The 15901-nt window shown below is 65.2% G+C and carries 3 protein-coding genes; 1 reads left to right on the top strand and 2 read right to left on the bottom strand.

The window, feature by feature from the left end:
- Positions 1-4 precede the first annotated feature (4 nt).
- Positions 5-1141, bottom strand: a complete 1137-nt coding sequence (locus V5B60_RS20460) for a hypothetical protein (RefSeq protein WP_332349736.1) — start codon at positions 1139-1141, stop codon at positions 5-7.
- Between the two features lie 589 nt (positions 1142-1730).
- Between V5B60_RS20460 and V5B60_RS20455 the strand changes: the two genes are divergently transcribed.
- Positions 1731-15359, top strand: a complete 13629-nt coding sequence (locus V5B60_RS20455; RefSeq protein WP_332349734.1) for a hypothetical protein — start codon at positions 1731-1733, stop codon at positions 15357-15359.
- Positions 15360-15579: 220 nt separating this feature from the next.
- Here the strand turns inward: V5B60_RS20455 and V5B60_RS20450 are convergent, their stop codons facing one another.
- Positions 15580-15870, bottom strand: a complete 291-nt coding sequence (locus tag V5B60_RS20450; protein ID WP_332349732.1) for a DUF3467 domain-containing protein — start codon at positions 15868-15870, stop codon at positions 15580-15582.
- Between the last annotated feature and the right edge of the window lie 31 nt (positions 15871-15901).

Genomic DNA, 15901 nt, shown 5'->3' with positions numbered 1-15901 from the left:
GTCGTCAATCCTGATGTTCCCTGATGCCGGCGACGAGCATCGTCAGGACGCCCCAGGCGATCAGGCCGAGGACGAAAACGGCGAGGATGATGCGCAGGCGCCGGGGCTCCATCGCCTCGTCGGGCAGACTGGGCTGTGCCACCCGCTCGAGGTAGAGTGCCTGCCGCTGCGCCTCGTTGCGCGCCTGTTCAAGCGAAGCGAACGCGCTCGCGAGCTGCTTGTCGGCAAATTCCTTCTCCAGTACCAGCCGCTGAAACTCGGCCGCCTTGCTGGCCAGCGAGCGGCCGCCGCCGGTCACCCGAGCCGACTCGAGCTCGACTTCGTGTTCGAGGATTTCGATGCGCTTCCTGAGCACCGGGATCTGTGGGTTGTCCTTGGTGATCATCTGCAATTGCACCAGTTGCGTCTTGGCGGCGATGAGCTCTTCCTGCAACCTGGCGATCTGCTGCAGAGGAATGGCGGACTGCCGCTCCGGGTCGATGACGCCTTTCTCGTTGCGGTAACGGGCCAGGGTCAAGGCCGCCAGCTTCGCCTTCTTCTCTGCCTCCACGACCTCGTTGGCCGCGAAGCGAATCATGTCCTGCCGGCCGCGCTCGTTGAGGCGATTGACCAGTTTTTCGCTCATCTCGAGCAGCATCTGGTTCATACGCAGCGCATCCTCGGCAGTGAAGGCGCGAACGGTCACCGTGGCGATCGATGAGGTCGAATCGAGTTGCGTACTGACCACCATCTTCTGGTAGTAGCGGTGCAGGTTCTCGAAACTGTCGTCCCAGTCGAGGCCGGGGAAGCGCCGGAACAGATCCCCTTGGCCCAAAGCGCGGCGCAGATCCAGTTCCTGGTCGAGCACGCGCAGGGCATCGCGCGAGAGTATGAAGTCCTGCACCGTGTAGCTGTCGTCCTGCGAACGGGTGAAGCCCGCACCCTTGAAGATGATGCCCAGAGGCGAGGTCGCCTGCCGCTCCGGGCTGCGGACGACGAAACGGGATTCGCTGATGAAGATGTCCGAGGCCATGAGGCCGAAATACAGAATGGCCAGAAACGTCGGCACGACCACGGTCAGCCAGAAAAGTCTGTGGGTGGTCCAGGATCGCACGAGGCTCGCGCGGCTGTACTTGCTGGCCATGGAAATGATCTGGGTCATGTTGGATCGCTCGGGCGTTGGCGTGGGCTACGCGGCTATCGATACCTTGCGCTGACAGATTGATGGGGCTGGGCAGAATGCCGTGCGTCGCCGACGGCCTCTGCTCGTTCCTTCGCCATCGCCACCGATCGCAGTCGCTGCGGCGGTCGCGCGATGTGGCCGTTCGTCATGGAAGTCATGCCCAGTGGGCAGAGACGCAACAATCACCACAGTGCTGGTTGCCGGTCAAGGCAAGGGAAATCAGACATGAGCATCATCGTCGAAACGGCGGTTGGGGCGGCCCCGTCCAATCTCCGCCCGCACCCAGCAGGGCGGATGCTCCGCCACTGGCAGGGGAACCGGAATCAGTGAAAGTGGGGAAGGGCGCCAATGCTACACCAATGACGGCCACTTTTGCTGTTCGATCGAGTCGTCAGCCGCGCTTCGATCACGTCGATGACCATCCTCGCAACGATCAACCCACACAACTCACTTCAGCTGCCCATTTCTTTCCCTCCTCAAGAAGCAGTGATTTGCAAACCTGTTTCTTGTGAGGACTTTTCTTGTAACATCAAGCGAGACCTTGACCAGTAACCGGAAGCGAGTCGCCATGCCTACCCTGGAGCTCTCTGACCTAGCGATCGATGGCGGAAGCCTAGTCATTGACGGACACAGTGCTGCCGATGCGGCGGGCTGGAGTGTGGCTGCAGCGGGCGATGTCAACGGCGACGGACTCGCTGATCTGATTCTCGGAGCGCCCGAGCCGCTCAGTCTCGGCGAACGCGCCGGGAAAAGCTATGTCGTTTTCGGCACCAGCAGCAGCGGCATCGTCAGTTTGTCAAGTGTTGCCCTGGGCGTCGATGGCTTCATCATCTCCGGCCAGCACGGCAATGACCAGAGCGGCCGACTTGTCGCCGGTGCCGGTGACATCAACGGCGATGGCCTCGATGACCTGATTGTTGGAGTGCCGTTTGGTGACCCCGCCGGTGCAAGCAGTGCTGGACGCACTTTCCTGGTGTTTGGCAAGAGTGGAAGCGACGCCGTTGATCTAGAGGTGATTGCCGGTGGCGGTGCTGGCGGCTTCGTGCTTGACGGTCAGAGTGCTGGCGATTACAGCGGTTTGAGCGCCAGCGCCGCTGGCGACGTCAATGGCGACGGCCTGGCGGACCTGATCGTCGGTGCCCTCGGCGCAGACCCGGCAGCGGGCAGCGCAGCGGGTCGCAGTTACGTCGTTTTTGGTCGGACCGGAATCGCCGCCATGGACCTCGCAGCGGTCGCCAGCGGCAGTGGTGGTTTCGTCATCAACGGCACCTCAGCCGGCGAGATCAGCGGCAACAGTGTTTCTGCCGCCGGGGACGTCAACGGCGATGGCCTCGCCGATCTCATCGTTGGCGCTCCCGGCGTGGGCCCGGCCTCTGTCGGCAGGAGTTATGTCGTTTTCGGCAAGACTGGCGGTGCTGCGGTTGAGCTTTCGGCCATTGCCAGCGGCAGCGGTGGTTTCGTCATCGGTGGCCAGAGTTCCGGCGAGCGGAGCGGACGAGTCGTTGCCGCGGCCGGCGACGTCAACGGAGACGGTTTTGCCGACCTCCTGATCGGCGCGCCGGGAAGCGACCCCGTGTCGGGGAGCGACGCTGGCCGAACCTACGTGGTTTTCGGCAAGTCGGGAGGCGCACAGGTTTCCCTCGCTGCAATTGCCGGTGGCAGTGGCGGCTTTGTCGTCAATGGCGAAGGCGTCGACGACTCGAGCGGTTACAGCATCGCGACGGCTGGCGACCTCAACGGCGACGGTCTGGCCGACCTGCTCGTCGGCGCCCCTTACAGTGATCCTGCCGGGCGCGCTGATGCGGGACGCGCCTATGTCGTCTGGGGGAAGACGGGCAGTGAAGCCATTGACTTATCGGCGATCGCCGCGGGAATTGGGGGATTCGCCCTCAATGGAGAGAACGCAGGAGACTGGAGCGGCACGAGTGTCGCGGGAACTGGGGACTTCAATGGTGACGGGCTGGGGGACCTGTTTCTCGGAGCGCCGGGCGGCGACCCACATGCCGCGGTCGACGCCGGGCGGGGTTACGTGGTCTTTGGCAGGACCAACGGTGTCTTCGCCCCGGGTTCGGTAGATCAGCTAGGGACGTCGGCCGACGAAACTCTCGTCGGGACGGCACTTGCTGAGACAATCGTAGCAGGCGCCGGTAACGATACGCTCATCGCCGGTGGCGGTGTCGACGTTCTCTACGGCGGTTCCGGCGACGACAGCTTCATCGTCAATGCAGCCAACGTGGCGGCGCTGGCGGCAGGTGTCACATCAGGAAGGCTCTCGCGTATCGATGGTGGAACAGGTACCGACCGGCTGATTGTGGACGGGTCGGGCCTCACGCTCGACCTCCGGAGCGTTCCCAACCAAGGCGGTGGCACGCCTGGCAGCCTCTCACGTCTGGAGTCGATCGAATGGATCGACCTCACCGGCACGGGCAACAACGTACTCCGGCTGGTCGTCAGGGACGTGCTCGACGTGACCGGCACCAATCTGCTCAACAACGCGAGCGGGTGGGTCGACGGAACCTACGACTTGGCCGCGGGAGGCGCCGGCGGAAGCGACCCCGAAAGACGCCACCAACTCGTGGTGTCCGGAAACGACGGCGACATCCTTGTGGTAGTGGACGGCGGTGGGTGGATCAATGCGGGAAACGTCTCCTATGGTAGTTCCGCCTACGAGGTGTTGAACAACCGCGTCGCGGCCGCTCAGCTTCTCGTGCGCAGTGCTGTCCGCTTGTGGCTTGTGGGCGCACCTGACAACGACACCCTGGTCGGCGGACCGGCAAGGGATGTGCTGGAGGGAAAAGCAGGCAACGACACGCTCGACGGTGGTGCGGGCGCCGATTCCCTGACAGGCGGTGACGGGGATGACCTGTATTACGTCGACACGGGCGGCGATCAGGTCAGCGAGGGCACTGCCGATCGCGTGCTGGGAGGCAACGATACCGTTGCTACCTCTCTCGCCGCTTACACGTTGGCGGCCAACGTCGAGAATCTGCGTCTGCTGGCTTCGGGCGTGGCGAATGGAACGGGCAACGAGCTGGACAACGTCCTCTATGCCGCTGCCGGCAACAACGTCCTCGATGGTGGGATCGGTACCGACACCGTTTCGTACCAGTATGGCGTCAGTGGCACCTCCGGAGTCAGCGCCAGTCTCACCAGCGGCACGGCCAGTGGTGGCTCGGGAAGCGATCGCTTCACTGCCATCGAGAACCTCACCGGATCGGCCAACGCCGACAGCCTTACCGGAGACGGCGGCGCCAACGTCCTCGACGGAGGCGCCGGCAACGACACGCTCAACGGCGCAGCCAATGTCGACACGATGATCGGCGGCGACGGCAGCGACGGCTACTACGTCGACCACGCGGCCGACCAGGTCATCGAGAGCAACGCCGACCTTGCCAGTGGCGGAACCGACATCGTCTACAGCTTCCTCGCCGCCCATACTCTGTCCGCCAACGTCGAGAACGGGCGAATCCTCGCCAGCGGTGCGGCGAGCCTGACCGGCAACGGCATCAACAACGTTCTCTACGCCGGAGTCGGCGCCAACAACCTGACGGGCGGCGACGGCACCGACACCGTCTCGTATCTCTACGGCGTCTCGGGAAGCGCCGGCGTCATTGCCAGCCTGGCAACCGGCAACGCCAGCGGCGGCTCGGCAAACGACACATTCAGCGGTATCGAGAACCTGACCGGATCGGCCAACGCCGACAACCTCACCGGAGACGGCGGCGCCAACGTCCTCGCCGGTGGCAGCGGCAACGACACGCTCGATGGCGGCGCCGGCGCCGACACGCTCGACGGCGGCAGCGGCGATGACACCGCGGCCTATGGCTCGGCCAGCGGCGGAGTCACCGTCAGCCTGGCTCTGGCCGGACCGCAGACCACCGGTAGCGCGGGCAGCGATGTCCTGATGAACATCGAGCACGTGATTGGCGGCGCCTTCGCCGACAATCTGACCGGAAACAGCAGCGCCAATCGGATTGCTGGTGGAGCGGCAAACGACACGCTGGATGGTGGTGCCGGATCGGACACGCTGCTCGGTGGTGACGGCGACGACCTGTATTACGTCGACACGGGCGGCGATCAGGTCAGCGAGGGCACTGCCGATCGCGTGCTGGGAGGCAACGATACCGTTGCCACCTCTCTCGCCGCTTACACCTTGACGGCCAACGTCGAGAATCTGCGTCTGCTGGCTTCGGGCGTGGCGAATGGAACGGGCAACGAGCTGGACAACGTCCTCTATGCCGCTGCCGGCAACAACGTCCTCGATGGTGGGATCGGTACCGACACCGTCTCGTACCAGTATGGCGTCAGTGGCGCCTCCGGAATCAGCGCCAGTCTCGCCACCGGCACGGCCAGTGGTGGCTCGGGGAGCGATCGCTTCACTGCCGTCGAGAACCTCACCGGGTCGGCCAACGCAGACAGCCTTACCGGAGACGGAGGCAGCAACGTTCTCGACGGAGGCGCCGGCAACGACACGCTCAACGGCGCCGCCAATGTCGACACGATGATCGGCGGCGACGGCAGCGACAGCTACTACGTCGACCACGCGGCCGACCAGGTCCTCGAGAGCAACGCCGACCTCGCCAGCGGCGGAACCGACATCGTCTACAGCTTCCTCGCCGCCCATACTCTGGCCGCTAACGTCGAGAACGGGCGCATCCTCGCCAGCGGTGCGGCCAGCCTCACCGGCAACGCCATCAACAACCTCCTCTACGCCGGAGTCGGCGCCAACAACCTGACGGGCGGCGACGGCACCGACACCGTCTCGTATCTCTACGGCGTCTCGGGAAGCGCCGGCGTCATCGCCAGCCTGGCGACCGGCACCGCCAGCGGCGGCTCGGCGAGCGACACCTTCAGCGGTATCGAGAACCTGACGGGATCGGCCAACGCCGATAACCTCACTGGCGACGGTGGCGCCAACGTCATCGACGGCGGCAGCGGCAACGACTCGATCAACGGCGGCGGCAACGCCGACACGATGGCCGGCGGTGACGGGAACGACAACTACTACGTTGACCACGTTGCCGACCAGGTGATCGAGACCAGCGCCAACCTCGGCAGCGGCGGCACCGACATCGCCTACAGCTTCCTCGCCGCATACACCCTCACCGCCAACGTCGAGAACGGCCGGATCCTCGCCACCGGCGTAGCCCGCCTGGCGGGAAACGAGCTCGACAACCTGCTTTACGCTGCAGCGGGCGACAACGTCCTGAACGGTGGCGACGGCAGCGACACTGTTTCCTGGGCGTACGGCGTCAGCGCCAGCAGCGGCATCCACGTCAGCCTCCTGCTGACGACGGCCCAGAGCACCGGCGGGTCGGGATCGGACACCCTGTTGAACATCGAGCATCTCGTCGGCAGCAGCCTGAGCGACACGCTCAGCGGCAATTCCGCTGCCAACATGCTGGCTGGTGGAGGCGGGGACGATACACTGGACGGAGGCGCTGGTGACGACACGCTCGACGGCGGGGCGGGCATTGATACTGTTTCCTACGCTTCGGCAACGGGTGGCGCCAGCGTCAGGCTCGCCGTGGCTGGGCCCCAGGCTACCGGCAGTTCGGGAATTGACAGCCTGCTGAATGTCGAGCATCTCCTCGGAAGTGCCTTTGCAGACACGCTGACCGGAAATGGTGGCGCCAATTGGCTCCGTGGTGGCAACGGCAACGACACACTGGATGGGGCGGCTGGCGTCGACACGCTCGAGGGCGGGGATGGCGACGATCTCTACTACGTGGACACGACCGCCGACCTGGTCTTCGAAACCAACGCTGTTCGCGTGACCGGTGGTGAGGATACCGTGGTCAGTTCGTTGAGTGCCTATACACTCCCCACCAACGTCGAAATCCTACGCTTGATTGGGACCGAGCCCCGCTTTGGTTCCGGCAACGACGGGAACAACATCCTCTACGCCAGCCCTGGGGACAACTTCTTCGATGGCGGCCTGGGCAGCGATACCGTTTCGTATGCCCTTGGCGTGAATGGCGGCGTTGGCGTTGTGGTGACGCTGGCTACTTCTGCAAGCCAGGCGACCCGCGGATCCGGCTCGGATTCGCTGTCCCGTATCGAACATCTCAGCGGCAGTGCCCTGGCCGACATGCTGACCGGCGATTCGGGCAGCAACCGGCTGGCAGGCGACGACGGTGACGACTTGCTGGACGGCAGCAGTGGCGACGACACCCTTGACGGCGGTGGCGGGGAAGACACGGCATCTTACGCTTCAGCGACCTCCGGTGTCAGCGTCGACCTGAGCCTGACCGCCGCCCAGCCAACCGGCGGGTCAGGGTCGGACGTGCTGCTCAACATCGAACACCTTGCGGGGAGTGATTTTCGTGATGTGTTGAAAGGCGATGCTGGTGCCAACAGACTGGATGGCGCAGCAGAAAATGACAGCCTCATTGGTGGGTTCGGCGATGACACGGTCGACGGCGGGGCCGGCAACGACACGCTTGACGGTGGCAACGGCGAAGACATCGCGTCCTACCAGTCGGCCGTTGCAGCAGTCACCGTCAGCCTTGCAGTGAACACGGCGCAGGCTACCGGGGGTGCCGGTTCCGACACCCTGCTGAACCTCGAACATCTCGTCGGCACTGGCTTCGCGGATCGACTGACCGGCAACGCCGGCGCGAACCGGCTGGTCGGCGCAGCGGGCAACGACACGCTTGCTGGTGGCACGGGGGACGACACCCTTGATGGAGGCCTCGGAGCAGACTCCTTGAGCGGTGGCGACGGCAGCGACGTGTATTTTGTGGACGATTCGGCGGACGTAGTCAGCGAAGCCAACGCCAGCCTGAGTACCGGTGGCAGTGACATGGTAAACAGCCTGCTGGCTGCCTACTCGCTGACTGCCAACGTCGAAAATCTGCGCATCCTGGCGGCCGACACGGCCGAGGCAACGGGCAATGCTCTCGACAACATGCTCTTTTCTGGTTCCGGGAACAACGTGCTCGACGGGGGCGCGGGCAGCGATACCGTTTCCTACGCTTACGCGATTCGGGGTGTCAGCGTCAGTCTCGCTGTCGTTGGCGCGCAAGCGACTGCTGGTTCGGGCTTCGACACCCTGCTGGAAGTCGAGCATCTGGACGGATCCGCGTTTGCCGACGCACTCGTGGGCAATGCCGACAGAAACCGCATTGGCGGCGGTGCTGGCGACGACACAATTGACGGCGCTGAAGGCGCCGACAGTCTGAACGGAGGTGACGGCAACGACCGCTATGATGTCGACGACGCCGGCGACCTCGTCGTCGAGACCAACGCCGACCGAGTGACGGGAGGGGATGACACCGTATGGACCACGCTCACCGCTTACACGCTTGCCGACAACGTCGAGAACCTGCGGCTGCTCGCGCTCGTCGCCAGCAGCGCCAACGGCAACGATCTGAACAACATCGTTCATGCGAGCGGCGGCAACAACGAGCTCGACGGCAGAGACGGCAGCGACACCGTCTCCTACCTTTTCGCGCCCTCTGCCGTCCGCATCAATCTTGACTCAAGCACCGCTCAAGCGACCGGCGGTTCCGGTGTTGACCGCCTGCTGAATTTCGAGAACGTTGCCGGCAGCGATTTTGACGACATCCTGGCGGGCGACGACGGGCGCAATGCCTTGTACGGTAACGGCGGCGACGACCAGCTCGACGGTGGCTCCGGCAACGACACCCTCGATGGCGGTGACGGTGAGGATACCGCCTCGTATGCCACCGCCGCCACAGCCATCAGCGTCAACCTTGCTCTGACCAGTGCGCAGACGACAGGGGGATCCGGTCTTGATGTGTTGCTCCGTGTGGAGCATGTCACCGGAAGCGCTTCCGACGACTCGCTGGCTGGTTCGGCGAGCAACAACCTGCTATCCGGCGGCGCCGGCAGCGACACTCTGGATGGCGCTGCCGGTGCAGACACGATGATCGGGGGAGACGGAAACGACATCTACCGCGTCGATGACGCCGGCGACGTGGTGACCGAAACCGGTTCCGACGCGCGTACCGGTGGCCTCGACGTGGTGTACTCCGCACTGTCTACCTATACGCTCACCAGCAACGTCGAGAACTTGCGTCTGCTCGCATCCAGCGCCGCCGATGGCGTCGGAAACAGCCTCGACAACACCCTCTTCGCTGGTTCGGGCAGAAACCTTCTCGATGGCGGAACTGGCAACGACACGGTGTCCTACGTCGACGCGGCGTCGGGCGTCAGCGTCAACCTGTCGATAACGGGCGAGCAACTGACCGGTGGCTCAGGATCCGACGAGCTGCTCAACATCGAGAATCTTGCCGGTAGCGACTTTGACGATCTTCTTCGCGGCGACGCCAGCAGGAACGAGATCTCGGGGGGCGCCGGTGCCGACACGCTGGACGGTGGATCGGAAGCCGACACGCTGGAAGGAGGCGACGGCAGCGATCTGTACTACGTGGACAACCTGGCTGACGTGGTCAGGGAGACGAATCAACCGACGGCGGGCGAGGACACCGTGTGGAGCACGCTCGCCGCCTACGCACTTCCAGACAACGTCGAGAACCTCCGGCTGCTGACGACGGGTAGCGCCAACGCGACCGGCAACGAGTTGAACAATGTGCTCTATGCCGGCGAGGGGGACAACCTGCTCGATGGCGGCGCCGGCAGCGATACCGTCTCCTATGCGTATGGCGTCATGGCAGGAGCACTGGGCAGCTCCGTCAGCCTCGCCGCCACGGATGCGCAGCGAACCGGCGGGTCCGGTCTGGATACCCTTCTGAACATCGAGCACCTGATCGGCAGCGATCTGGCCGACGTCCTGCTCGGCAACTCCGAAGACAATGCACTCCTGGGGGGCGAAGGCGACGATGTCATCGGCGGCTCTGGCGGTAACGATACGCTCGACGGAGGACGGGGTTCGGATGCCCTCAGCGGCGATGAGGGCAACGACCTGTACTACATCGACGCGACGGGCGACAGTATCAGCGAAAACAACGCAGATCGCAGTACAGGCGGAGACGACACAGTCTGCAGTGGACTGGCCGACTACACCCTTCCAGTGAATGTGGAAAACCTGCGGCTTCTCGCTCCCGGCGAGACCAACGGCACCGGGAACGGTCTTGACAATATCCTGTACGCTGGAATCGGCAGCAACATTCTTGATGGCGGCGCTGGCGGTGACACCGTTTCCTACGCGTACGGCGTGGTCGGAGCCAGCGGCGTGAGCATCAGCCTCGCCCGGACCACCGCCCAGTCTACCGGCGGGTCAGGCCAGGACACTTTGCGAAACATCGAAAACCTCGCCGGATCGGCCAACGCCGACAGCCTCACCGGAGACGGCGGTGCCAATGTCCTCGACGGCGGTGGCGGCAACGATACCCTCAACGGTGGCGCCAACGCCGACACGATGACCGGCGGCGACGGCAACGACAGTTATTACGTCGACCACACGGCCGACCAAGTGGTCGAGGCCAACGCGGGGGCTGCCAACGGCGGAACCGACATCGTCTACAGCTTCCTCGCTGCGTACTCCCTGACCGCCAACGTCGAGAACGGGCGGATCCTCGTCAGCGCCTCGGCCAGCCTGACCGGCAACGCCATCGACAACGTCCTCTACGCCGGGGTCGGCGCCAACAACCTCATCGGCGGCGACGGCACCGACACCGTCTCGTACCTCTACGGCGTCTCGGGAAGCGCCGGCGTCGTCGCCAGCCTGGCGACCGGAAACGCCAGCGACGGCTCGGCAAGTGACACCTTCAGTGGCATCGAAAACCTCGCCGGGTCGGCCAACGCCGACATCCTCACCGGGGACGGCGGCGCCAACCTCCTCGACGGCGGCGCCGGCAACGACTCACTCGATGGTGGCTTCGGCAACGACTCGCTCGATGGTGGCTCCGGCAGCGACACGATGAGCGGCGGCGACGGCAGCGACAGCTACTACGTCGACCACGTGGCCGACCGGGTGGTCGAGGGCAACGCCGATCCTGCCAGCGGCGGAACCGACACCGTCCACAGCTTCCTCGCCGCATACACCCTCACTGCCAACGTCGAGAACGGGCGGATCCTCGCCAGCGGCTCCGCCAGCCTGACCGGCAATGCCAGCAACAACCTCCTCTACGCCGGAGTCGGCGCCAACAACCTCAGCGGCGGCGACGGCAGCGACACCGTCTCGTACCTCTACGGCGTTGCCGGCAGCAGCGGCGTCACCGCCAGCCTGGCAACCGGCAACGCCAGCGGCGGCTCGGCAAGCGACACCTTCAGCGGCATCGAAAACCTCACTGGATCGGCCAACAACGACAGCCTTACCGGAGACGGCGGCGCCAACGTCCTCGACGGAGGCGCCGGCAACGACACGCTCAACGGCGCCGCCAACGTCGACACGATGATCGGTGGCGACGGCAGCGACAGCTACTACGTCGACCACGCGGCCGACCAGGTCCTCGAGAGCAACGCCGACCTCGCCAGTGGCGGAACCGACATCGTCTACAGCTTCCTCGCCGCGTACTCCCTCACCGCCAACGTCGAGAACGGGCGCATCCTCGCCAGCGGTGCGGCGAGCCTCACCGGCAACGCCATCAACAACGTCCTCTACGCCGGAGTCGGCGCCAACAACCTGACGGGCGGCGACGGCACCGACACCGTTTCGTATCTCTACGGCGTCTCGGGAAGCGCCGGCGTCATCGCCAGCCTGGCGACCGGCAACGCCAGCGGCGGCTCGGCGAACGACACCTTCAGCGGCATCGAGAACCTCACTGGCTCGGCCAACGCCGACCGCCTCACCGGCGACGGCGGCGGCAACGTCCTTGACGGCGACAACGGCAACGACTGGCTTGATGGTGGCTCCGGCAACGACTCACTCGATGGTGGCTTTGGTCGCGACACGATGACCGGCGGCGACGGCAACGACAGTTATTACGTCGACCACACGGCCGACCAAGTGGTCGAGGCCAACGCGGGGGCTGCCAACGGCGGAACCGACATCGTCTACAGCTTCCTCGCTGCGTACTCCCTCACCGCCAATGTCGAGAACGGGCGGATCCTCGCCAGCGCCTCGGCCAGCCTGACCGGCAACGCCAGCGACAACGTCCTCTACGCCGGAGTCGGCGCCAACAACCTCATCGGCGGCGACGGCACCGACACCGTCTCGTACCTCTACGGCGTCTCGGGAAGCGCCGGCGTCGTTGCCAGCCTGGCGACCGGAAACGCCAGCGACGGCTCGGCAAGTGACACCTTCAGTGGCATCGAAAACCTCGCCGGATCGGCCAACGCCGACAGCCTCACCGGGGACGGCGGCGCGAACTTCCTCGACGGCGGTGCCGGCAACGACTCACTCGATGGTGGCTTCGGCAACGACTCGCTCGATGGTGGCTCCGGCAGCGACACGATGAGCGGAGGCGACGGCAGCGACAGCTACTACGTCGACCACGTGGCCGACCGGGTGGTCGAGGGCAACGCCGATCCTGCCAGCGGCGGGGCCGACACCGTCCACAGCTTCCTCGCCGCATACACCCTGACCGCCAACGTCGAGAACGGGCGGATCCTCGCCAGCGGCTCCGCCAGCCTCACCGGCAATGCCAGCAACAACCTCCTCTACGCCGGAGTCGGCGCCAACAACCTCAGCGGCGGCGACGGCAGCGACACCGTCTCGTACCTCTACGGCGTTGCCGGCAGCAGCGGCGTCACCGCCAGCCTGGCGACCGGCAACGCCAGCGGCGGCTCGGCAAGCGACACCTTCAGCGGCATCGAAAACCTCACTGGATCGGCCAACAACGACAGCCTTACCGGAGACGGCGGCGCCAACGTCCTCGACGGAGGCGCCGGCAACGACACGCTCAACGGCGCCGCCAATGTCGACACGATGATCGGCGGCGACGGCAGCGACAGCTACTACGTCGACCACGCGGCCGACCAGGTCCTCGAGAGCAACGCCGACCTCGCCAGTGGCGGAACCGACATCGTCTACAGCTTCCTCGCCGCGTACTCCCTCACCGCCAACGTCGAGAACGGGCGCATCCTCGCCAGCGGTGCGGCCAGCCTGACCGGCAACGCCACCAACAACGTCCTCTACGCCGGAGTCGGCGCCAACAACCTGAGCGGCGGCGACGGCAGCGACACCGTCTCGTATCTCTACGGCGTCTCGGGAAGCGCCGGCGTCATCGCCAGCCTGGCGACCGGCAACGCCAGCGGCGGCTCGGCGAGCGACACCTTCAGCGGCATCGAGAACCTCGCCGGATCGATCTACGCCGACACCCTGACCGGCGACGGCCGTGCCAACCGGCTTGACGGTGCCAACGGCAACGACACGCTCAATGGCGGCGCCGGCGACGACGTGCTCGACGGTGGGCTCGGCGCCGACAGCCTGATCGGCGGCGATGGCTCCGACTCGTACTACGTCGACAACGCCGGCGACAGCGTCAGCGAGACCAGCAGCAGCGCCACCAGCGGCGGCACCGACCAGGTGTTCAGCGCCCTCGCTGCCTACACCCTCACCGGCAACGTAGAGAACGGCCGCATCCTTGCTGTTGGCGCTGCCAGCCTCAGTGGCAACGGACTCGACAACCTTCTCGAGGCCGGAACGGGCAACAACACTCTCGACGGCGGCGGTGGCAACGACACCGTCAGCTACCTTTATGGTGCCAGCAGCGGCGTCAGCGTCAGCCTCGCCATCGCTGGTGCGCAGACGACTGGCGGTTCCGGCAGCGACACCCTCATCGCCATTGAGAACCTCAGCGGCTCCAGCCATGACGATACGCTTACCGGCGATGGCAACGCCAACCGCCTCAGCGGTGCTCAAGGCAACGACTTGCTCGACGGCGGCTTCGGCAACGACACGCTCGACGGCGGCGCCGGCAACGATCGTCTCTTGGGCGGCGCCGGTGCCGACAGCATGCTCGGCGGCGATGGCTCCGACCTGTACTCCATCGACAACGCCGGCGACACCGTAGTCGAGACCAACGCCGACGCCACCAGCGGCGGTACCGACCAGATCTTCAGCCATCTCGCCGCCTACACCCTCACCGCACACGTCGAAAACGGCCGCATCCTTGCCACCGGCGCGGCGAACCTCAGCGGCAACGGCCTCGACAACGTCCTCGAGGCTGCAACGGGAAACAACGCCTTCGACGGCGCCGCCGGCAACGACACCGTCAGCTACCTCTACGGCGCCAGCAGCGGGGTCAGCGTCAGCCTCGCCCTCGGTGGCGCGCAGGCCACCGGTGGTTCCGGCAGCGACACCCTCATCGCCATCGAGAACCTCACCGGCTCCAACCATGACGACACCTTGGCCGGCAGTGGTGACGCCAATCGGCTCAATGGCGCCCAGGGCAACGACTTCCTCGACGGCGCCGCCGGCAACGACACGCTCGACGGCGGTGCCGGCAACGACCGTCTCTGGGGCGGCACGGGCGCCGACAGCCTGATCGGCGGCGACGGATCCGACCTCTACTATGTGGATCATGCCGGCGACAGCGTTAGCGAAACCAACGCCAACGCCACCAGCGGCGGCACAGACCAGGTCTTCAGCTATCTGGCCAGCTACACCCTCGGTGCCAACGTCGAGAACGGTCGCATCCTCGCGGTCGGTGCGGCGAACCTCAGCGGCAACAGCCTCGACAACCTCCTCGACGCCGCAACGGGCAACAACGCCTTCGACGGCGCGGGTGGCAACGACACCGTCAGCTACCTCTACGGCGCCAGCGGCGGAGTCAGCGTCAGCCTCGCCAGTACCGGGCCGCAAGCGACCGGTGGCTCCGGCAGCGACACCCTCGTTGCCATCGAGAACCTCACCGGATCGACCTACGCCGACACCCTCACCGGCGATGGCAACGCCAACCGGATCGAAGGCGGCAACGGCAACGATACTCTGGTCGGTGGCGCCGGCAACGACCGGCTGGTCGGTGGCTTCGGCAACGATAGTCTCGTCGGCGGCGCCGGCGCCGACATCGTCCGCTTCGACATCCTGCCCAACAGTGTCAGTAACCGCGACACGGTCGGCGACTTCGACGTCCTCGACGACACGATCGAACTCGAAAACGCCGTCTTCAACTCGCTCGTCGCCACAGGCAGCCTGGCCCCCTCATCGTTCCGGGCGGGTGCCGGTTTCACCAGCGCCGCCGACGCCGACGACTACCTGATCTACGACAGCGTCACCGGTGCCCTGTACTACGATGCAGGAGGCAACAGTGGAGCGGCTGCGGTTCATTTCGCCACCCTCGTCGGCGCGCCGGTGCTGACCTCGCTGGACTTCGTGGTCACTTGAGCGGAAATTGCCCAACGCACCGGGAACAACCTCGCACCCGGATCGACGGTGCTCCGGCTGCTGGCGCGACTGGACAGGCCACCACCCATCAGCGCCAGCGAGACCGACATCCTGGACCACGTCAAGTAAAGGCGGCCTCGAAGATCGACAATTGCGCCGTGTCGAGCGTCAGCTCAGCGTCTTCCGATGCCTCGTAGGGCGAAGACACTCCGCGAACTCCTCATTTCAGCGCGCCGTAGCGGGTCTCATACTCGCCGATGAGCTTGGCCAGCAGATCCGACAATCGCTTGGCCGCGAAAGGACTCATCACGAGCCGATGCCCCAGTGCCACTTCCACTTCAGGCGTGACACGATCCCAGGTGTCATTCAGTCCGAAATTCAACACCACTTCCTCGCGAGTGCTGTTGGCACTGGCGAAATTCACGTAGGAGCTCTTCAGGTCGTCTACGTTCCATTTCACTACGGGTGCGGTTCTGGTGTCCGCGGGTGTATCGGCTCTTTCAGCTGCCATCGGTCTTCCTCTTGTCGAAATGAGTGCAACA

Origin of the sequence: Accumulibacter sp., from assembly GCF_036625195.1 — a bacterium.
In the GTDB taxonomy this organism is placed as follows: Bacteria; Pseudomonadota; Gammaproteobacteria; order Burkholderiales; family Rhodocyclaceae; genus Accumulibacter.
This window is presented reverse-complemented; position numbering and strand designations above follow the sequence as displayed.

Bases quoted from the DNA above. Each gene is read 5' to 3' on its own strand.
- V5B60_RS20455 (WP_332349734.1), top strand. From the start codon at position 1,731: ATGCCTACCCTGGAGCTCTCTGACCTAGCGATCGATGGCGGAAGCCTA.
- V5B60_RS20450 (WP_332349732.1), bottom strand. From the start codon at position 15,870: ATGGCAGCTGAAAGAGCCGATACACCCGCGGACACCAGAACCGCACCC.
- V5B60_RS20460 (WP_332349736.1), bottom strand. From the start codon at position 1,141: ATGACCCAGATCATTTCCATGGCCAGCAAGTACAGCCGCGCGAGCCTC.